General features: G+C 53.1%; 18 protein-coding genes. 12 read left to right on the forward strand and 6 right to left on the reverse strand.

Annotated features, from left to right (window positions below; all coding sequences use genetic code 11):
* Positions 1-11: 11 nt before the first annotated feature.
* The 6 genes from lpoB (at position 12) to FDX22_RS01160 (ending at position 5308) form a co-directional block, all read left to right on the forward strand.
* On the forward strand, positions 12-653 hold the full coding sequence (gene lpoB, locus FDX22_RS01135) for a penicillin-binding protein activator LpoB (RefSeq protein WP_096757422.1): 642 nt from the start codon (positions 12-14) through the stop codon (positions 651-653).
* A complete protein-coding gene (thiK, locus tag FDX22_RS01140; protein WP_146716603.1) occupies positions 634-1458 on the forward strand; it encodes a thiamine kinase in 825 nt (274 codons plus the stop codon). The genes lpoB and thiK overlap by 20 nt, the downstream gene beginning before the upstream one ends.
* A 10-nt stretch (positions 1459-1468) precedes the next feature.
* The gene (nagZ, locus tag FDX22_RS01145; RefSeq protein ID WP_096757420.1) at positions 1469-2494 is read left to right on the forward strand and encodes a beta-N-acetylhexosaminidase; all 1026 of its coding nucleotides are present in this window, start codon (positions 1469-1471) and stop codon (positions 2492-2494) included.
* Between the two features lie 20 nt (positions 2495-2514).
* On the forward strand, positions 2515-3057 hold the full coding sequence (ycfP, locus tag FDX22_RS01150; protein WP_115258746.1) for an alpha/beta hydrolase YcfP: 543 nt from the start codon (positions 2515-2517) through the stop codon (positions 3055-3057).
* A 238-nt stretch (positions 3058-3295) separates the two neighbouring features.
* On the forward strand, positions 3296-4600 hold the full coding sequence (gene ndh / locus FDX22_RS01155) for an NADH-quinone dehydrogenase (protein WP_117341953.1): 1305 nt from the start codon (positions 3296-3298) through the stop codon (positions 4598-4600).
* Positions 4601-4768: 168 nt separating this feature from the next.
* Positions 4769-5308 (forward strand): glycine zipper 2TM domain-containing protein, encoded by a 540-nt coding sequence (locus FDX22_RS01160; RefSeq protein ID WP_096757417.1) that lies wholly within the window; start codon positions 4769-4771, stop codon positions 5306-5308.
* An 81-nt stretch (positions 5309-5389) separates the two neighbouring features.
* Here the strand turns inward: FDX22_RS01160 and comR are convergent, their stop codons facing one another.
* Positions 5390-6043: a TetR family copper-responsive transcriptional repressor ComR gene (gene comR, locus FDX22_RS01165; RefSeq protein ID WP_135912193.1), complete on the reverse strand. Its 654-nt coding sequence runs from the start codon at positions 6041-6043 to the stop codon at positions 5390-5392.
* A gap of 242 nt (positions 6044-6285) precedes the next feature.
* On the opposite strand from comR, the gene bhsA reads away from it, so the two are divergent.
* Positions 6286-6543: a multiple stress resistance protein BhsA gene (gene bhsA / locus FDX22_RS01170; RefSeq protein WP_096759426.1), complete on the forward strand. Its 258-nt coding sequence runs from the start codon at positions 6286-6288 to the stop codon at positions 6541-6543.
* A gap of 87 nt (positions 6544-6630) precedes the next feature.
* Here the strand turns inward: bhsA and FDX22_RS01175 are convergent, their stop codons facing one another.
* From FDX22_RS01175 to FDX22_RS01185, 3 genes are all read right to left on the reverse strand, one after another.
* Positions 6631-7596 carry a L,D-transpeptidase family protein gene (locus tag FDX22_RS01175; protein WP_096757415.1) on the reverse strand — a complete coding sequence of 322 codons (966 nt, stop codon included), beginning with the start codon at positions 7594-7596 and terminating at the stop codon, positions 6631-6633.
* Positions 7597-7748: 152 nt separating this feature from the next.
* Positions 7749-11195, reverse strand: a complete 3447-nt coding sequence (gene mfd, locus FDX22_RS01180) for a transcription-repair coupling factor (protein ID WP_146716604.1) — start codon at positions 11193-11195, stop codon at positions 7749-7751.
* A gap of 117 nt (positions 11196-11312) precedes the next feature.
* On the reverse strand, positions 11313-12377 hold the full coding sequence (locus tag FDX22_RS01185; protein ID WP_146716605.1) for an acyltransferase family protein: 1065 nt from the start codon (positions 12375-12377) through the stop codon (positions 11313-11315).
* Between the two features lie 261 nt (positions 12378-12638).
* On the opposite strand from FDX22_RS01185, the gene lolC reads away from it, so the two are divergent.
* The 5 genes from lolC to cobB are packed head-to-tail and all read left to right on the forward strand — an operon-like array spanning position 12639 to position 17543.
* Entirely contained in the window at positions 12639-13838 is a 1200-nt protein-coding gene (gene lolC / locus FDX22_RS01190) for a lipoprotein-releasing ABC transporter permease subunit LolC (RefSeq protein ID WP_117341987.1), read from the forward strand.
* Positions 13831-14532 (forward strand): lipoprotein-releasing ABC transporter ATP-binding protein LolD, encoded by a 702-nt coding sequence (gene lolD / locus FDX22_RS01195; RefSeq protein ID WP_115258741.1) that lies wholly within the window; start codon positions 13831-13833, stop codon positions 14530-14532. The genes lolC and lolD overlap by 8 nt, the downstream gene beginning before the upstream one ends.
* Positions 14532-15776 carry a lipoprotein-releasing ABC transporter permease subunit LolE gene (gene lolE / locus FDX22_RS01200; RefSeq protein ID WP_096757411.1) on the forward strand — a complete coding sequence of 415 codons (1245 nt, stop codon included), beginning with the start codon at positions 14532-14534 and terminating at the stop codon, positions 15774-15776. Before lolD ends, lolE begins: the two co-directional genes overlap by 1 nt.
* 18 nt (positions 15777-15794) lie before the next feature.
* A complete protein-coding gene (gene nagK, locus FDX22_RS01205; RefSeq protein ID WP_096757410.1) occupies positions 15795-16706 on the forward strand; it encodes an N-acetylglucosamine kinase in 912 nt (303 codons plus the stop codon).
* Between the two features lie 15 nt (positions 16707-16721).
* The gene (gene cobB / locus FDX22_RS01210; RefSeq protein ID WP_115258740.1) at positions 16722-17543 is read left to right on the forward strand and encodes a Sir2 family NAD+-dependent deacetylase; all 822 of its coding nucleotides are present in this window, start codon (positions 16722-16724) and stop codon (positions 17541-17543) included.
* A gap of 21 nt (positions 17544-17564) precedes the next feature.
* Here the strand turns inward: cobB and FDX22_RS01215 are convergent, their stop codons facing one another.
* Both FDX22_RS01215 and potD read right to left on the reverse strand, forming a co-directional pair.
* Positions 17565-18056, reverse strand: coding sequence for a methyltransferase (locus FDX22_RS01215; RefSeq protein WP_249414667.1), 492 nt, complete (start codon positions 18054-18056; stop codon positions 17565-17567).
* 188 nt (positions 18057-18244) lie between these two features.
* The gene (gene potD, locus FDX22_RS01220; protein WP_117341988.1) at positions 18245-19291 is read right to left on the reverse strand and encodes a spermidine/putrescine ABC transporter substrate-binding protein PotD; all 1047 of its coding nucleotides are present in this window, start codon (positions 19289-19291) and stop codon (positions 18245-18247) included.
* Positions 19292-19441: the final 150 nt, after the last annotated feature.

The following is a 19441-nucleotide window of genomic DNA, read 5'->3' on the forward strand; positions in this document are numbered from 1 at the left end:
GGTGAATCTTGATGATCAAATTGAATCGCTACGCCGTGGTTGCTGCGCTGGCGATATTTCTCTCTGGTTGTGTGGCGCAACGTGAGCCTGCACCGGTAGATGAAGTAAAACCGGTACCGGAACAGCCCGCGCAGCCGCAACAGCCTGTGCCGGTTGTGCCTACAGTGCCGACCATTCCGCAGCAGCCGGGTCCGATTGAACATGAGGATCAAACGGCGCAGCCCGCTCCGCGAGTACGTCATTATGACTGGAACGGGGCGATGCAGCCGATGGTGGGCAAAATGCTGCAGGCGGATGGCGTAAAAGCCGGGGGCGTTCTGCTGGTCGACAGCGTGAACAACCGCACTAACGGTTCACTTAATGCAGGGGAAGCCACCGAGACGCTGCGCAATGCGCTGGCGAATAACGGGAAATTTACCCTGGTTTCGGCGCAGCAACTGGCGATAGCGAAGCAGCAACTCGGTTTATCACCGCACGACAGCTTAGGCACGCGCAGCAAAGCGATTGGCATTGCCCGTAACGTCGGTGCCCAGTATGTGCTGTATTCCAGCGCATCCGGTAACGTCAATACGCCATCACTGCAAATGCAATTAATGCTGGTACAAACGGGTGAGATAATCTGGTCAGGTAAAGGTGCCGTTCAGCAACAATAAGCCATTGACGCGCGATGAGGTGTTGTCGCGCTATTTCCCGCAGTATCGTCCCGTCGCAGCTGGTAAGCTTGGCTTGAGCGGCGGGAGCTGCGTCATTGAACATCATTCCCATCGCCTCGTACTGCGCCGTCATCACGATCCTGACGCGCCAGAGTCGCATTTTTTACGCCACTATCATGCGCTAAAACGCCTGCCGGACAGCCTGGCTCCTGAACCTCGTTTTTATACGCGCGGGTGGATGGCCATCGACTATTTTCACGGTAAGGTCGATTCCAGATTACCGGAAGCCGACGAACTCGCGCGCTTACTGTATCATCTTCACCAACAACCCCATTTTGGCTGGCGAGTGAGTCTGTTACCGTTGCTGGAACAGTACTGGCAGTGTTGTGATCCGACGCGTCGCACATCGTGCTGGTTACGTGTGCTAAAGCGTCTGAGAAAACGACGGGAACCTCATCCCTTGCGTTTGGGGCCTTTGCATATGGATGTCCACGGCGACAACATTGTGCATACGGCGTCAGGTCTGCGGTTGATTGACTGGGAGTATGCCGGGGACGGTGATATCGCCCTCGAGCTGGCAGCAGTGTGGGTCGCTGACGAGTCGCAACATCGCGAGTTGGTCAACGCCTATGCCCGCCATGCGCATATTGACCCAAACGTTCTGTGGCGGCAGATCAGACAGTGGCAACCCTGGATACTGATGCTGAAGGCGGGGTGGTTTGAGTATCGCTGGCAACAGACTGGCGATCGACAATTTATCAGGCTGGCCGATGACACCTGGCGGCAGCTAACCATGAAAGGATAAGGAGAGCAGTGTGGGTCCAGTAATGTTGGATGTTGAAGGGTATGAGCTGGACGCGGAAGAGCGTGAGATTTTGGCGCACCCGTTGGTGGGTGGTTTAATCCTCTTTACCCGTAATTACCACGACCCGGAACAGTTACGTGAATTAGTGCGTCAGATTCGCGCGGCGTCACGTAATCATCTGGTGGTGGCGGTGGATCAAGAAGGCGGGCGCGTGCAGCGTTTTCGCGAAGGCTTTACCCGCCTGCCAGCGGCACAATCCTTTGCCGCACTGCACGGTCTGGAAGAGGGTGGAAAGCTGGCTGAAAACGCCGGATGGCTGATGGCCAGCGAGATGATTGCGATGGACATCGATATCAGTTTTGCCCCCGTTTTGGATGTCGGCCATATCAGTGCCGCGATTGGCGAGCGTTCGTATCATGCCGATCCGCTAAAAGCGCTGGCGATGGCGACGCGCTTTATCGACGGTATGCACGCGGCAGGCATGAAAACCACCGGGAAGCATTTCCCTGGACATGGGGCAGTGACGGCGGATTCACACAAAGAAACGCCCACCGATCCGCGACCGGAAGCTGAAATTCGCGCTAACGATATGTCGGTGTTCCAGGCGCTTATTACGGAAAACAAACTCGACGCGATTATGCCTGCGCACGTGATTTATAGCGAAGTAGACTCCCGCCCGGCGAGTGGTTCACCGCACTGGCTAAAAACGGTCCTGCGTCAGGAGCTTGGTTTTGACGGTGTGATTTTCTCTGACGATCTGTCGATGGAAGGTGCGGCAATCATGGGGAGCTATGCAGAGCGAGGCCAGGCATCGCTGGATGCAGGTTGCGATATGATCCTGGTCTGCAATAATCGTAAAGGGGCAGTCAGTGTGTTAGATAATCTGTCGCCGATCAATGCAGAGCGTGTTACACGTTTGTATCATAAAGGTTCATTTTCGCGTCAGGAACTGATGGACTCGGATCGCTGGAAAACAATCAGCGCCCAGCTCAACCAGCTTCATGAACGCTGGCAGGAAGAGAAAGCAGGTCATTAACGCAAGTTTGCGAGGATGCGATGATTATCTATTTACACGGTTTTGACTCTAACAGTCCGGGCAACCACGAGAAAGTGTTGCAATTACAGTTTATTGACCCGGATGTCAGGCTGATTAGCTACAGTACACGGCATCCTAAACATGATATGCAGCATCTGCTGAAAGAAGTAGATAAAATGTTGCAGCTTAATGTCGACGACCGACCGCTGATTTGCGGTGTGGGTCTGGGCGGCTACTGGGCAGAAAGGATTGGTTTTCTGTGTGATATTCGCCAGGTGGTGTTTAACCCTAACTTGTTCCCGAATGAGAACATGGAAGGAAAAATCGACAGGCCGGAAGAGTACGCTGACATCGCCACAAAATGTGTGACCAATTTCCGTGAGAAGAATCGCGACCGGTGTCTGGTCATTCTGTCACGGCATGATGAAGCGCTGAACAGCCAGCGTTCTTCCGAAGAGCTGCATCACTACTATGAAATTGTATGGGACGAAGATCAGACCCATAAATTTAAAAATATCTCCCCACATTTGCAGCGAATCAAAGCCTTTAAGACGTTAGGTTAGTCACTCACCCACGTTTAACAAAGCCAGCCTGCGGGCTGGTTTTTTTATCTTTAAAATTCCAGTTGTCTATCTTTTCAGCATCAAAACTTGATGCACATCAAATTTGGTATGACCAATGCACCGTTCGTGTTATTCTCAGTCTCGAAGGACATTTTCATTATCGTAACGTGTTGTTAATTAAAGGCTATGCCTATAACGTTTAATTAACAATTGGTTAATAAAATTTAAGGGGGTCACGTTGACTACACCATTGAAAAGGATCGTGATTGTCGGCGGCGGTGCTGGCGGACTGGAAATGGCGACGCAGCTCGGTAAAAAGCTGGGGCGCAAGAAGAAGGCCAAAATCACGCTGGTAGACAGAAATCACAGCCATCTATGGAAACCGTTGCTGCACGAAGTGGCAACCGGATCGCTGGATGAGGGTGTTGATGCACTGAGCTATCTGGCGCATGCCCGTAACCACGGCTTTGAATTCCAGCTGGGTTCGGTTATGGATATCGATCGCGAAGCGAAGACTATTACTATCGCTGAGCTGCGCGATGAGAAAGGTGAACTGCTGGTTCCTGAGCGCAAAGTGGCGTATGACACGCTGGTAATGGCGTTGGGCAGTACCTCCAATGATTTCAACACGCCGGGTGTCAAAGATCATTGCATCTTCCTTGATAACCCGCATCAGGCTCGCCGTTTCCATCAGGAAATGCTGAACCTGTTCCTGAAGTATTCGGCGAATTTGGGCGCCAACGGCAAAGTGAATATCGCTATTGTCGGTGGTGGTGCGACGGGCGTTGAGCTGTCGGCTGAACTGCATAATGCGGTGAAACAGCTGCACAGCTACGGCTACAAAGGGTTAACCAACGAAGCGCTGAACGTGACGCTGGTGGAAGCCGGTGAGCGTATTCTGCCTGCGTTGCCGCCACGTATTTCCAGCGCGGCTCATAATGAGCTGACCAAGCTGGGCGTGCGTGTGCTGACGCAGACGATGGTGACCAGCGCTGATGAAGGCGGTCTGCACACCAAAGACGGCGAGTATATTGAAGCCGATCTGATGGTCTGGGCGGCAGGTATCAAAGCGCCAGACTTTATGAAGGATATTGGCGGTCTGGAAACGAACCGTATTAATCAGCTGGTGGTTGAACCGACTCTGCAGACGTCGCGCGACCCTGACGTGTACGCGATTGGTGACTGTGCCTCCTGCGCGCGTCCGGAAGGGGGCTTTGTCCCGCCGCGCGCCCAGGCTGCACACCAGATGGCATCGTGCGCAATGAGCAACATTCTGGCGCAGATGAATGGCAAGCCGCTGAAGGCGTATCAGTATAAAGATCACGGCTCGCTGGTTTCACTGTCTAACTTCTCTACCGTTGGTAGCCTGATGGGCAACCTGACGCGCGGTTCGATGATGGTGGAAGGGCGCATTGCGCGCTTTGTTTACATCTCGCTGTACCGTATGCACCAGATTGCGCTGCACGGTTATTTCAAAACCGGCCTGATGATGCTGGTGGGTAGCATCAACCGTGTAATTCGCCCGCGCCTGAAACTGCACTAATATCGATGTGTGATGCCGGATGACGCTGTTCATCCGGCCCCTTCCTTAAGAGTTCTCTGAATCCTGCTGCTTTGTTTCCTTGTTCCGCTATTTTCATCCGTAATCTGATTGGCATTTTTCATCTCCTGTTGCAAAGTTGTTGCTAATAGCAAAAAAGGAGGAAGTCCCGTGAATAAATCAATGTTGGCGGGTATAGGGATTGGCGTAGCTGCTGCGCTGGGTGTGGCAGCGGTGGCCAGTCTTAACGTGTTTGAGCGTGGCCCACAATATGCACATGTTGTCTCTGCGACCCCGATTAAAGAAACGGTAAAAACGCCGCGTCAGGAATGCCGTAACGTGACGGTTACCCACCGTAAGCCGGTGCAGGATGAAAATCGTATTGCGGGTTCAGTGCTGGGTGCTGTTGCGGGTGGGGTTATCGGTCATCAGTTTGGTGGCGGACGCGGTAAAGATATTGCCACCGTTGCAGGGGCATTAGGTGGCGGTTATGCCGGTAACCAGATCCAGGGTTCGATGCAGGAAAACGATACCTACACCAGTACGCAGCAGCGCTGTAAAACAGTGTATGACAAATCGGAAAAAATGCTGGGTTACGACGTGACCTACAAAATTGGCGATCAGCAGGGCAAAATCCGCATGGATAAAGACCCTGGCTCGCAAATCCCACTGGATAACAACGGCCAGTTGGTGCTGAATAACAACGCGTAAAATAGTCTTGCTCTGTACATTAATTAGCCCCCCATTCGCTCAGGCTGGGGGGCTTTTTTTATCAGAAGGTTAATGCGGAGTTCAGGCCAGAGGCGCGGTTTCTTCTTTCAGCAGTTCAGGCCACAGACGCAGCGTGGTCCGGGATATCTGCATCAGTTTCTCAAAAGTTGCCCCTTCGCGGGCGCTGATCGACATACCTTGTAAAATACAGTTCAGAAATTCGGCCAGTTTCTGCGGATCGCAGTGTGCCGGAATTTCGCCATGCTGCTGGCGCTGGCGAAGAAACTGGGTCAGCGTTTGCTCCTGCATGGCATGGCGGGATTTCACCGTGTGCGCAATATCGCGGGAAGAGGCGGCAAGCGTTGCGGAGGTATTAATCATAAAACATCCTGCCGGCGTGTCTTTGCTGGTGAAGCAGCTGGCGATTGCCGTGAAATAGTCTTCCAGCGCACAGGTGAGGCTTTTTTCTTCGCAAAAGAGTTGGGCTTCGTGCTTTGCAGCGAAGCAGGTGATGTAGCGGTCCAGCACGGCACGAAATAACCCTTCCTTATTGGTGAATTCCGCATACAGCGTGGGCGCTTTGGCACCGGTTGCTTCCACGAGATCGGCGAGCGAGGTCGCTTCATATCCGTGCTGCCAGAAGAGTGTCATGGCCTTATCAAGCGCGGCTTCCCTGTCGAACACTTTTGGTCGGCCACGGCTTTTTTTTGCACAACCTGTCGTTTCAGTTGTCATGGTGCCGTCGTACCTGGTTGGGTTTATTGAACAATCATTATAAAAATATTTTCCCACACTCTCCAGTGTATTCACGATAAAAATAATTTGTTTCTATTGATATGAAAAATAAGACCTTTGCATTTTATATAACGATCGTTATAAAAAAACATTGACGTGTGACATGGATCACATCTATGATTTCCCTATCGATCGTTAAGTTAATCTTTTCGACAGACATTCATCTGCATAAGGTCACTATTATGAAAAACGTAAAAACGCTGCTGCTTGCTACGGTTCTGAGCTCACTTTCATTTGCCAGCTTTGCCGCTGTAGAAGTTCAGGCCACGCCTGAAGGCCAACAGAAGGTAGGGATTATCTCTGCGAATGCGGGGACTAACTTAGGTTCTCTGGAAGATCAACTGGCGCAGAAAGCAGATGAAATGGGGGCGAAATCGTTCCGTATTACCTCTGTGACCGGTCCTAACACGCTTCATGGTACAGCGGTAATCTACAAATAAGTTTTAACCCATCGCAATGCCACTGCGAGTTAACTAAAAAAACCCCCGCGGAATAACATCCAGCGGGGGTTTTTTATGGGCAACTGTTTACAGTGACTGCTGACTGACGTCGTGATGACGCGTTACGTCTACCGGCATCCCGGAACGCAGTTCCATAGCGTGTTCCATGACGGAGGCATCCGTTTGTGCTGCATTCTTAAACGTCTTCATCGACGCGTTCAGTACGATCGGCAGCACCTGCGGATCGTCATCAATATTTTCCGACAGCGGCTGATGCACTTCTACCAGGCGCACGCCGTTGGGTTCAACAGAGGCTTTGATTGGCGTGTTGATAATATTGACCTTGGTACCTGGCGTAACCTGACGGAATAAGGTTTCAATATCACCGTCGCGCAGGCGAATACAGCCAGAGCTGACGCGCATACCGATACCAAAATCAGCGTTGGTACCATGAAGTAAATAGACTCCACCGTAAGCCGCCAGGCGGATGGCATGATGACCCATCGGGTTTTCCGGACCCGCAGGGACGACGGCAGGCAGGTCGATACCATTGGCTTTGTAACGGGCGCGGATATTGGCCGTTGGGGTCCAAGTCGGGTTGGCACGTTTATCAGAGATACTGGTTACCATGGTGGGGGTCAGGGTATCTCCGCCCAGTTGACCAATACCAATCGGATACACGGTCACCGAATTTTTACCTGGGTGATAATAGTACAGACGCAACTCGGCAAGATTAATCACAATCCCTTCGCGCGGGGCATCCGGTAGCAGGGTTTGCAGCGGAATGGTTAATACGCTACCGGCTCTTGGCACGAAAGGGTCGACGCCAGGGTTAGCCTGTAGCAGCGCTAAAAAACCCACATTGTACTTTTTCGCAATGGCTTCCAGTGAACCGCCGTTATCTTCGACAACGTGTACGGTATTTTCACCCACCAGTCTGCTTCCTGGCGGAGGCAGCGGCCAGGTGTTCGCCTGGGCCGGAAGCGCCAGCGCAAGAGACGCGGCAAGCGTAAAATACGTCAGCCAGCGAGAGAATTGCTTATTGTTTAACATTGCCATAAGTCCATTGTTTTTACGTGGTTTTTATCATGTAAAAGTAAACAGGAATTATGGCGGTTTGCTGTGTCGGGAAGTGCAGGGAAGTGCAAAGAGTTTGTAAATTCAACTGGCCGGGTGCGTACGGTGAACTGCACCCGGCCTGATGGCTATGCTACGGCGTTTTCTTCCAGTTGGCGCATAAACTGACGCACCCACTCCATACGCGTTTTTCGGTCAGCAAGGTCCTGAATAAACTTCAGGCGCGTGGGACCGTCCAGGCGGAAGTGCTGTGGTTGTTTTTGCAGCAAACCGATCAGCCACACTGGGTTGACGTGGTTTTTCTCTGCAAATTCAATGGTACCGCCTTTTTCATTACCCTCGAGCTTTCTGATACCCAGCTTTTGCGCCTGCTGGCGCAGACGGGCAATATCCAGCAGCGTGCGGGCAGGATCGGGCAGCAGGCCAAAGCGGTCGATTAGCTCGACCTTGATCTCTTCCAGTTCATTTTCACCCTTTGCACTGGCAATGCGTTTATAGAATGACAGTCGCGTGTTCACATCGGGAATGAAATCATCCGGCAACAGCGACGGCATACGCAGTTCCACTTCGGTTTGTTGACTGGTGAGATCTTCCAGCGACGGTTCACGCCCTTCTTTGAGCGCATCCACCGCGTTCTCCAGCAGCTCCATATACAGCGAGAAACCGATGGTTTCCATTGAGCCGCTCTGGTCTTCACCCAGCAGTTCGCCTGCCCCGCGAATCTCGAGGTCGTGGGTCGCCAGCGCAAAACCTGCACCCAAATCTTCCAGTGAGGCAATGGCTTCGAGGCGTTTTTGTGCGTCGGTGGTCATGGCTTTCGGGTGCGGTGTCAGCAGCCAGGCGTAGGCCTGGTGATGCGAGCGTCCCACGCGACCACGTAGCTGATGCAGCTGCGCCAGACCGAAGTGGTCCGCACGTTCGATGATAATCGTGTTGGCAGTCGGAATGTCGATCCCGGTTTCGATAATGGTGGTACACACCAGCACGTTAAATCGCTGGTGGTGGAAATCGTTCATCACGCGTTCCAGCTCGCGCTCGCGCATCTGTCCATGCCCGATGGCAATACGCGCTTCCGGCACCAGTTCTGCCAGCCTGTCGGCAGTTTTCTGGATGTTCTCAACGTCGTTGAACAGATAATAGACCTGACCACCACGCAGCACTTCACGCAGAATGGCTTCGCGTACCACCAGATTGTCATACTCGCGTACAAAGGTTTTGACCGCCAGACGGCGGGCGGGCGGCGTGGCAATGATCGACAGATCGCGCATACCGCTCATCGCCATATTCAGCGTGCGAGGGATCGGCGTTGCGGTTAGCGTCAGAATATCCACGTCAGCGCGCATCGCTTTGATTCGCTCTTTATGCCGCACGCCGAAGCGGTGCTCTTCATCGACGATCAGCAGACCTAAATCTTTTAGCTTCACATCGCTTTGTAGCAGTTTGTGGGTACCGATAAGAATATCGATTTTACCTTCAGCGACCTGCTCCAGGATCTGCGCTTGCTCTTTGGCGCTACGAAAACGCGACAACATCTCAATGCGTACCGGCCAGTTGGCAAAGCGGTCACGGAAGTTGTCGAAGTGCTGCTGAGCAAGCAGGGTGGTCGGTACCAGTACGGCGACCTGTTTGTGGTTCTCGACGGCGAGGAAGGCGGCGCGCATCGCTACTTCGGTTTTACCGAAGCCAACGTCGCCGCAGACTAGTCGATCCATCGCCAGCGGCTGACACATATCGCTGAGTACCGCGTTAATGGCCTGCGCCTGATCGGGGGTGGTTTCAAACGGGAAGCTGTCGCAAAACAGCTGGTACTGTTTGCGGTCATGCTTAAAGGCAAAGCCTTCTTTCGCCGCACGCTGGGCGTAGATGTCCAGCAGCTCTGCTGCCACATCGCGCACTTTCTCGGCGGCTTTCTGCCGCGCACGTGACCAGGCGTCACCGCCGAGTTTATGCAGCGGCGCATTTTCTTCTGCACCACCGGCGTAACGGCTGATTAAATGTAATGACGACACGGGTACATACAGTTTGGCGTCGTTGGCATAGGTGAGCATCAGGTATTCAGCGGTGATACCGCCTGCTTCCAGCGTGGTCATGCCGGCGTAGCGCCCCACGCCGTGCTCCAGATGCACCACCGGCTGACCGGGGTGCAACTCCGCCAGGTTGCGGATTAAGGTATCGGGGTTGATGGTGCGACGCGAATCCTGACGACGGCGCGCCACGCGCTCGCCGAGGAGATCGCTTTCGCAGATCAGCGCCAGATTTCGTTTGCTATCAATAAACCCGTGTTCCGCCGAGCCAATCATCAGATAACGACCGGCATCGACCGCTTCATCGAGGCGCAAAATGCGCTTCGGCGCAATCTTGATACGGGCGAGCAGTTCACCGAGAGCTTCACGACGGCCTTCACTTTCTACCGAGAAAATCACCGGACCGGTAAAGGCTTCAAGGAACTTACGTAATGCATCCAACGGCGCTTTTTGCTGCGCCTGGACGGCCAGGTCTGGCAGCTTCTGGAACCCGAGGTTGGTATTCGCCGCTTTTTTCGGCAGGCTCTCGGTTTTCAGCTGAACGCGGGGCCAGCGTTTAAGTTCAGAGAACAGCTCATCCACCCGCAGCCACAGTGATTCCGGCGGCAGAAGTGGACGCATCGGGTCAACGCCCCGATTCTCAAAGCGCGACAGCGTGTCGGCCTGAAAGCGCTCGGCGCTGGTTTCTAGATCGCCGGTATTCACCAGCAGCGTATTGGCCGGGAAGTAGCTGAATAGCGGCGGCAACGGCTCGCTGAAAAACAGCGGCTGCCAGTATTCGATCCCGGCAGGAAGCGTACCTTTACTGACCTGCTGATAAATATGTTCCGCGTCGCGTTTCACCTCAAAGGTGTCGCGCCACTGGCTGCGAAACAGTTCGACAGCCGTTTTATCGGTGGGGAATTCGTGCGCGGGCAGCAGATTAATGGCGTCGACTTCTTCCAGCGTGCGCTGGGTATCGGTATCAAACAGACGCAAGCCGTCAATTTCATCATCAAAAAAATCAAGACGATAGGGAAACTCGCTGCCCATCGGGAACAGATCCAGCAGTGCACCGCGCGTGGCATATTCACCGTGTTCCATGACTTGATCAACGTGGCGATAACCGGCACTTTCCAGCTGTTCACGCAGCGCGTCACGCGATAAACGCTGACCTTTTTTCATCACCAGCGCGTGACCGTGCAGATAGCTGTGCGGACACACACGTTGCATCAGCGTGTTGACCGGTACGATCAGCACGCCGCGCTGCATGGACGGCAGTTGATATAGCGTGGAGAGCCGCGAGGAGATGATTTCCTGATGCGGAGAAAAACTGTCGTACGGGAGCGTTTCCCAGTCCGCGAGGTTCATCACCATCTGGTCAGTAAACTGGCGAATTTCGTCATGCAGGCGCAGGGCATTTTGCATGTCAGGTGCGATGAGTACCACGGGGCCGGCGTGGTGTTCGGCAATGTCTGCCACCAGCGTGGCACAGGCGGCACCGGTAAGTTCACCTAACTGGCGCTGATCGCCAGCTTTCGCCGGGAGCGTGTAACGATGTTGTTCAGGCATTAGGTTGTCAGGATCTCGTTTAGATATACGTCTGATAAGCAATGTTCTTATTATCCGCAAACGTTTCTCATAAGCAAATTGATTCGCCCCCTGATGGGGGCAAAAAGCGCGTTAAGGTTAGCGCGAGGCGGCCGATAAAGAGGGTGGGGAAAACAGCAGGTCGGCAACGGTTTTTTGTGAAATTTTGCGTACCAGCAGGCCAAACAAAGTACACAGCAGCAAACAGACAAACGGATAAATCAGCAGCAGGGCCAGTTCTGCATGCGCAGACCATTTAGCATGATTGATGACGGGAATCAGCGTTAAGCTGAACAGTTCGACCAAAATTCGGTGGGTTGTGTAGATGGCGATTGTGTTAGAGCCGATCACGCTTAATGGGCTGGCCGCACGCATACCGAAGCGTTGCTCGAACTGATAAAACAGCTTCATGATCAGCACAATGGAAACCAATGATAGCAGCAGCGAAACGTTGGCCAGCCATGCGATGACCGCCAGAATCATCGTCAACGAGAACAGGAGCGGGTGGCGGCGCAGCGGAACCTCTTTAATCCCTGCCATCAGCGTGCTGCCAAACCATGCCCCGAGACTGTAATACGCCAGATTACGTATCACGCTATTCATTCCCCACCACGGCGTCGGAAAAAAATTGACCGCCACACTGAGCAATACGAACAGAGCCAGCAGCGGCAGCGCCCAGCGGCTGAACAGTTTGCACAGAATGAAGTAGACGATCAGCGCATACAGATACCATAAGCTGGTGCTGGCGGTCAGCATGCCCCAGGAAAAGTCGCCGACGGAACCGGCATACGCGGCGTTGGCGGCCTGGCTCAGATCGCGCTCTGGTGCCAGCCAGTGATTGAGCATGGTGAGTGCCAGCCATTGCACCATTCCCCACAGCAGCAGTACCCAGGCAATATTCCAGATCCGTTTATCTACGCAGGTCGTCCAGCCCACGCCATCGATGTATCGACGGATCAGATATCCCGAAATAAAGAAAAACACCGGCATGCGAAACGGAGCCAGGTAAAGATTGAGGTAAATCCAGCACTTGGTCAGCAGTTCTGACAGCGGATGCTGAAAACTGGTGAGATGGGGGTAAAAGGTAATCACGGAATGGTAAATGACCACCAGGAAAATACATAACCCTTTGATTTGGTTAATCCATAGCTCTTTTTTTATCATTACGTCGACGTATCCGTAGTGTTAAACATAACCTGCTATCCTGCGGATGGCAGGCGTCGCTGTAATGCGTAACCGTCTGCATTTTTGTTTTTTCAGATAAAGATCAGGTATTAGGCTTGATGAGCAGGTGGTTCACTTTAGCGAATTGATTTGTTTATGCTTTTCAGAATAATGCTGACGAACACTTACGGTTCAGTCATTTACCCATTCCGCTTTCGCTTATATACTCGTGACTTTGCTAACAGCAACCAGACGGATTTCATGTATCAACCTGTCGCTCTATTCATCGGCCTGCGTTATATGCGTGGGCGTGCAGCAGATCGCTTCGGTCGTTTTGTTTCCTGGCTTTCCACCATTGGCATTACTCTTGGGGTAATGGCGCTGGTCACGGTATTGTCGGTGATGAACGGTTTCGAGCGTGAGCTGCAAAATAATATTCTTGGCCTGATGCCTCAGGCCATTCTCTCGTCAGAGCAGGGTTCTCTGAACCCGCAACAGCTGCCGGAAAACGCGGTGAAGCTGAGCGGTGTCAATCGTATTGCCCCGCTGACAACCGGTGATGTGGTTCTGCAAAGCGCGCGCAGCGTAGCGGTTGGCGTGATGCTGGGCATCGACCCGACGCAAAAAGATCCGCTTACGCCGTATTTGGTCAATGTGAAGCAAACCGATCTCGAGCCGGGTAAGTATAATGTCATCCTTGGCGAGCAGCTTGCCGGTCAGTTGGGCGTGAATCGTGGCGATCAAATCCGCGTTATGGTGCCGTCAGCCAGCCAGTTCACGCCGATGGGACGTCTGCCAAGCCAGCGTTTGTTTACGGTAATTGGCACCTTTGCCGCCAACAGTGAAGTTGATGGCTACCAGATGTTGACCAATATTCAGGATGCGTCACGCCTGATGCGCTACCCGGCGGGCAATATTACCGGCTGGCGTTTGTGGCTGAATGAACCTCTGAAGGTCGACACGTTGAGCCAGCAAACGCTGCCGCAAGGCACCAAATGGCAGGACTGGCGTGAGCGCAAAGGGGAATTATTCCAGGCTGTGCGGATGGAAAAAAACATGATGGGGCTGCTGTTGAGCCTCATCGTGGCGGTCGCGGCGTTTAACATTATTACCTCGTTGGGCCTGATGGTCATGGAGAAGCAAGGCGAAGTGGCGATTTTACAAACCCAGGGACTTACGCCGCGGCAAATCATGATGGTGTTTATGGTGCAGGGGGCCAGCGCCGGGATTATTGGCGCGCTACTGGGTGCCGCGTTGGGGGCATTACTTGCCAGCCAACTGAACAACCTGATGCCGATCATTGGGGCATTACTGGATGGCGCTGCGCTGCCGGTTGCCATTGAGCCGTTACAGGTTGTCGTCATTGCGCTGGTGGCCATGGCCATCGCGCTGCTGTCTACGCTTTATCCTTCCTGGCGCGCCGCCGCCACTCAACCCGCTGAGGCTTTACGTTATGAATAAGATCCTGTTGCAATGCGACAACCTGTGCAAACGCTATCAGGAAGGCACCGTGCAAACTGATGTGCTGCACGATGTCAGCTTTAGCGTTGGCGAGGGTGAAACGGTGGCGATTGTCGGCAGCTCTGGATCCGGTAAGAGTACGTTGCTGCATCTGCTGGGCGGACTGGATACGCCAACGTCGGGCGACGTTATTTTTAGCGGACAGCCGATGAGTAAACTCTCTTCGACGGCAAAAGCGGAACTGCGTAATCAAAAGCTCGGTTTTATTTACCAGTTTCACCATCTGCTGCCGGACTTTACCGCGCTGGAAAACGTGGCGATGCCGCTACTTATTGGCAAGAAAAAACCGGCTGAAATTACCGAGCGTGCACGCAATATGCTGAAAGCGGTAGGGTTGGATCATCGTGCCAGCCATCGCCCGTCTGAGCTGTCGGGCGGTGAGCGCCAGCGCGTGGCGATTGCCCGTGCGCTGGTCAATAACCCACGTCTGGTGCTGGCAGATGAACCCACCGGTAACCTTGATGCGCGCAACGCTGACAGTATTTTCGAGCTTCTGGGTGAGCTGAATCGCTCTCAGGGGACGGCATTTTTGGTGGTGACCCACGATCTGCAGTTGGCGAAGCGCATGAGCCGCCAGCTTGAAATGCGCGATGGTCGCCTGACGGCCGAACTGAGCCTGATGGGAGCTGAGTAATGGCTGCGCCTTTATCGTTATTGATTGGCTTACGCTTTAGCCGTGGTCGGCGGCGTGGGGGCATGGTCTCGCTGATCTCTGTGATTTCTACCATCGGTATCGCGTTGGGTGTGGCGGTCTTGATTGTCGGTTTGAGCGCGATGAACGGATTTGAGCGCGAGTTGAACAACCGCATTCTGGCCGTTGTCCCGCACGGCGAGATTGAAGCGGTTAACCAGCCCTGGAACAACTGGCAGGAAGCGCTGGATAAAGTACAGAAAGTGCCGGGCATTGCCGCTGCGGCGCCCTATATCAACTTTACCGGGCTGGTGGAAAGTGGCGCAAATTTACGCGCGGTGCAGGTGAAAGGTGTCGATCCCAAACAGGAACAACGTTTGAGTGCGCTGCCTACGTTTGTACAGAACCATGCCTGGGATAATTTCAAAGCCGGTGAGCAGCAGATAATCATAGGGAAAGGGATTGCTGATGCGCTGAAGGTGAAGCAGGGTGACTGGGTGTCAATCATGATCCCTAACGCCAGTGCCGATCACAAACTGATGCAACCCAAGCGCGTACGGTTACACGTCATCGGTATTTTGCAGTTGAGCGGCCAGCTTGACCACAGCTTTGCAATGATCCCAATGGAAGATGCGCAGCAGTATCTGGATATGGGGTCCAGCGTGTCGGGTATTGCGCTGAAGGTTAACGACGTCTTCAATGCGAATAAGCTGGTCAGAGATGCCGGTGAAGTGACCAATAATTACGTTTACATTAAAAGCTGGATTGGTACTTACGGCTATATGTATCGTGATATTCAGATGATCCGCGCCATTATGTACCTGGCGATGGTGCTGGTGATAGGTGTCGCCTGTTTTAATATTGTTTCGACGTTAGTGATGGCGGTAAAAGACAAGAGCGGCGATATTGCGGTATTAAGAACATTGGGCGCGAAAGACGGGCTGATCCGTGCCATTTTTGTCTGGTATGGCTTGCTGGCAGGACTGTTTGGTAGCCTGATTGGCGTCGTGATTGGCATCGTCGTTTCGCTGCAACTGACGCCGATTATTAACGGTATTGAGGCGCTTATTGGCCATCAGTTCCTGTCCGGTGATATCTATTTTATTGACTTCTTGCCATCGGAATTACACTGGCTGGACGTTATTTACGTGCTGGTTACAGCATTATTGCTGAGTCTGTTGGCGAGTTGGTATCCGGCGCGTCGCGCCAGTAATATTGATCCTGCGAGAGTGCTGAGCGGCCAGTAACAATAAAAAGGAGCGGTGATGTACTACGGGTTTGATATTGGCGGGACAAAAATTGCGTTAGGCGTCTTCGATAATCAACGCCGTTTGCAATGGGAAAAACGTGTTCCTACGCCGCGCGATAGCTATGATGCTTTCCTCGATGCGGTGTGCGACCTGGTGACGGAGGCCGACCAGCGATTTGGCGTTAAAGGTTCAGTGGGAATTGGTATTCCCGGTATGCCAGAAACCGAAGACGGTACGTTGTATGCCGCTAACGTTCCTGCTGCCAGTGGAAAACCGCTGCGTACCGACCTCAGCGCGCGGCTGGACCGCGATGTGCGTCTGGACAACGATGCTAACTGTTTTGCCCTCTCCGAAGCCTGGGATGATGAATTCACCCAGTACCCGTTAGTGATGGGGTTAATCCTCGGCACGGGTGTTGGCGGCGGCCTGGTGCTGAACGGCAAATCCATCACCGGACGCAGCTATATTACCGGTGAGTTTGGTCACATACGCCTGCCGGTAGATGCGTTAACGCTAATGGGATTTGACTTCCCGCTGCGTCGCTGTGGATGCGGTCAGTTAGGCTGCATCGAGAGCTACCTTTCCGGTGGCGGATTTGCCTGGCTGTATCAGCATTACACCCATCAACCGCTGGACGCCCGTGAAATTATCGCGCTCTGGGAGCAGGGTGATGAACAGGCGCTTGCCCACGTCGAACGCTATCTCGATTTGCTGGCGGTATGTCTGGGGAATATTCTGACTATCGTTGATCCGGATTTAGTGGTCATTGGCGGTGGTTTGTCGAATTTTACCGCGATAACGGCGCAACTGGCAGACCGTTTGCCACGCCATTTATTGCCGGTTGCCCGCGTGCCGCGTATTGAACGGGCACGCCATGGTGATGCGGGTGGAATGCGTGGAGCTGCTTTCCTACATCTTACCGATTAATACAAAGAGGTTGTTATGCTGTCGCGTCGGGGTCATCGGTTAAGCCGTTTTCGTAAAAATAAACGCCATATGCGCGATCGCCTGCGTCAACGGATCTTTTTCAGAGACAGAGTGGTGCCTGAATTGATGGAAAAACCAAGAGTATTAGTCCTGACGGGGGCGGGGATCTCCGCCGAATCGGGTATTCGTACCTTCCGCGCTGCGGATGGTCTCTGGGAAGAACATCGGGTGGAAGACGTGGCGACTCCGGAAGGATTTTCGCGTAACCCCGGACTTGTGCAGTCGTTTTATAACGCACGTCGTCTTCAGCTACAACAGCCTGAAATCCAACCCAACGCGGCGCACATTGCGCTGGCAAAACTTGAAGCAGAGCTGGGCGACCGCTTTTTACTGGTGACGCAGAATATCGATAACCTGCATGAGCGCGCCGGTAGCCAGAACGTCATCCATATGCACGGTGAACTGCTCAAAGTGCGCTGTTCGCAAAGCGGACAGATCCTGGACTGGACAGGAGATGTGACCCCGGAAGATAAGTGCCATTGCTGCCAGTTTCCGGCACCGTTGCGCCCGCACGTCGTGTGGTTTGGCGAAATGCCCTTGGGGATGGATGAAATCTATATGGCGCTGGCGATGGCGGATGTGTTCATCGCGATCGGTACGTCCGGACATGTTTATCCGGCGGCCGGATTTGTACACGAAGCGCGCCTGCACGGGGCGCATACGGTGGAACTTAACCTTGAGCCGAGCCAGGTAGGCAGCGAGTTCGAAGAAAAGTATTACGGTCCGGCAAGCCAGGTGGTGCCTGAGTTTGTTGAGAAGTTATTGAAAGGGCTGTAATCGGTTTAAATCCCTCCTTGTTTAAGCTTGTGTCAGATGGCGGTTCTCACGCAGAGCCGCCAGAATCAAAAATCCAATAATGTAAAAACAGCAGGTCAATGCCAACCCGCTCAGCCACATGGGCAGCCGGGTGATGTAGACCATACTGCATGAAATAATGACTAAAATAATTCCGGTGTACATTGGGTGAGCAATCCAGGCGAAAATGCCGCGCGAGACGCGTTTTGCGTTCGGTAAATAGTAGCCTGTCCATGTATGACTCCCGCCCAGATCCCATTTCCCTTTGATGACTAACACATTGCCGATCATGGCAATCACCAGATATACCCAATCCACAGCGCTAATGAGGTGCTCGAAAAACAGGCTGTAACCAAACGCCAGAATCGGTATAAAAAAAGTGAGCCGTAGCAATTGCGTTGCGATGAACGGCAGTAACGGGCGAGCGTCAGCTGGCTGCCGACGGGGCAGTATAAAAAGGGTGAATATGATGAGGTTAGCCAGCTCAAGTAGCATCCATAGCGTTGCCATTGGGAGCCTCAAAGCAGAGTTGGGATAGTGTAAGCGTAGCCGTTGGCAGAGTAGGTGATATCAGTCAAAAGGTGTAGAAAAGGTATTTTCCCCGGAACCTGGGTATGATTTAGCCGACACAGGAATGCAGGTAATAACCCGGCGCAGCTAAGTGTCGCCGGGTTATAAGGGGATTAGCGTCCTGCTTTCAGCTTCTGATAGTACTCTTCATAAATTGTGCTAGCGGAGCCGACATCGTTCTGCCACTCCCCTTTATTGATAGTCTCTGCATCAGGATAGAGCGTTTTATCATTGGCCACTTCCGGGCTGAGCAGTTTACGTGCCGCCAGGTTTGGCGTTGGGTAACCGATGGTTTCGGCCACTTCTTTTGCGACATCCGGGCGCAGCAGGAAGTTAATCAGCTTCAGCGCACCTTCTTTGTTTTTGGCGTTCGCCGGAATAGACAGACTGTCCATCCAGAAAATGCCGCCTTCTTTCGGCCACACGACTTCCAGCGGCGTGCCTGCCTGACGCGCGACGAATGCTGAGCCGTTCCACACCATACCGAGGTTGACTTCACCTTCCATATACGGGTTTGCCGGGTTGTCTGAGTTAAACGCCGCGACGTTAGGCATCAGTTTCTTCAGCTCGTTATACGCGGCTTCAATCTCTTTCGGGTCGGTGGTGTTACCGGAGTAGCCCAGCTTGCGCAGCGCTACCTGGAACACTTCACGCGCATCATCGGTTAACAGCAGGCTGCCTTTGTATTCCGGTTTCCACAGATCGGCCCAGCTGGTCACGGTTTTCGGATCAATGACATCGCTGTTGACGCCAATAGCCGTTGCTCCCCAGATATACGGAATGGAGTAGTCGTTATTTGGGTCAAACGGCTTGTTGAGCATGTCCGGATCGAGATTGTTGAAGTTGGTGAGCTTGGTCTTATCAATCTTCTGGATCATGCCTTCTTTGCGCATTTTATCCACGTAGTAGGTGGAGGGAACCACCAGATCGTAGGCGCCGTCTTTATACGTTTTGAGTTTGGCATACATGGTTTCGTTCGACTCGTAGGTCGAATAGATAACCTTAATACCGGTCTCTTTCGTGAACTGCTCCAGCAGTCCTGGCGGAACGTATTCGGTCCAGTTGTAGAAATAGAGCGTGTTGTTGTCGGAGGCTGTGGCGGTGTTCATACCCAGTGCCAGAGCACCCGCGGCGAGCAGGTGGCGTGACCATTGTTTCATCATTTAACGTCCCCTGAATAACATACCCGTCGTCTTTCAAGCCGCATTTTTGTTGGCTACGCTAGTTCACCTCAGTCACATAGTTATCTATGTTCCTGGGGACTCACGAGCTTGCCGCCTCAATGCAACTCGAAATCCATAGGGTATGGG

The organism is Citrobacter sp. TBCS-14, from assembly GCF_005280805.1.
Taxonomy (GTDB): domain Bacteria; phylum Pseudomonadota; class Gammaproteobacteria; order Enterobacterales; family Enterobacteriaceae; genus Citrobacter; species Citrobacter gillenii.

What these genes read in the sequence shown, in the direction of transcription:
- lpoB (WP_096757422.1), top strand. Translation starts at nt 12, where the DNA reads ATGATCAAATTGAATCGCTACGCCGTGGTTGCTGCGCTGGCGATATTT.
- ycfP (WP_115258746.1), top strand. Translation starts at nt 2,515, where the DNA reads ATGATTATCTATTTACACGGTTTTGACTCTAACAGTCCGGGCAACCAC.
- comR (WP_135912193.1), bottom strand. Translation starts at nt 6,043, where the DNA reads ATGACAACTGAAACGACAGGTTGTGCAAAAAAAAGCCGTGGCCGACCA.
- bhsA (WP_096759426.1), top strand. Translation starts at nt 6,286, where the DNA reads ATGAAAAACGTAAAAACGCTGCTGCTTGCTACGGTTCTGAGCTCACTT.
- FDX22_RS01175 (WP_096757415.1), bottom strand. Translation starts at nt 7,596, where the DNA reads ATGTTAAACAATAAGCAATTCTCTCGCTGGCTGACGTATTTTACGCTT.
- mfd (WP_146716604.1), bottom strand. Translation starts at nt 11,195, where the DNA reads ATGCCTGAACAACATCGTTACACGCTCCCGGCGAAAGCTGGCGATCAG.
- FDX22_RS01185 (WP_146716605.1), bottom strand. Translation starts at nt 12,377, where the DNA reads ATGATAAAAAAAGAGCTATGGATTAACCAAATCAAAGGGTTATGTATT.
- lolC (WP_117341987.1), top strand. Translation starts at nt 12,639, where the DNA reads ATGTATCAACCTGTCGCTCTATTCATCGGCCTGCGTTATATGCGTGGG.
- lolD (WP_115258741.1), top strand. Translation starts at nt 13,831, where the DNA reads ATGAATAAGATCCTGTTGCAATGCGACAACCTGTGCAAACGCTATCAG.
- lolE (WP_096757411.1), top strand. Translation starts at nt 14,532, where the DNA reads ATGGCTGCGCCTTTATCGTTATTGATTGGCTTACGCTTTAGCCGTGGT.
- nagK (WP_096757410.1), top strand. Translation starts at nt 15,795, where the DNA reads ATGTACTACGGGTTTGATATTGGCGGGACAAAAATTGCGTTAGGCGTC.
- cobB (WP_115258740.1), top strand. Translation starts at nt 16,722, where the DNA reads ATGCTGTCGCGTCGGGGTCATCGGTTAAGCCGTTTTCGTAAAAATAAA.
- FDX22_RS01215 (WP_249414667.1), bottom strand. Translation starts at nt 18,056, where the DNA reads ATGCTACTTGAGCTGGCTAACCTCATCATATTCACCCTTTTTATACTG.
- potD (WP_117341988.1), bottom strand. Translation starts at nt 19,291, where the DNA reads ATGAAACAATGGTCACGCCACCTGCTCGCCGCGGGTGCTCTGGCACTG.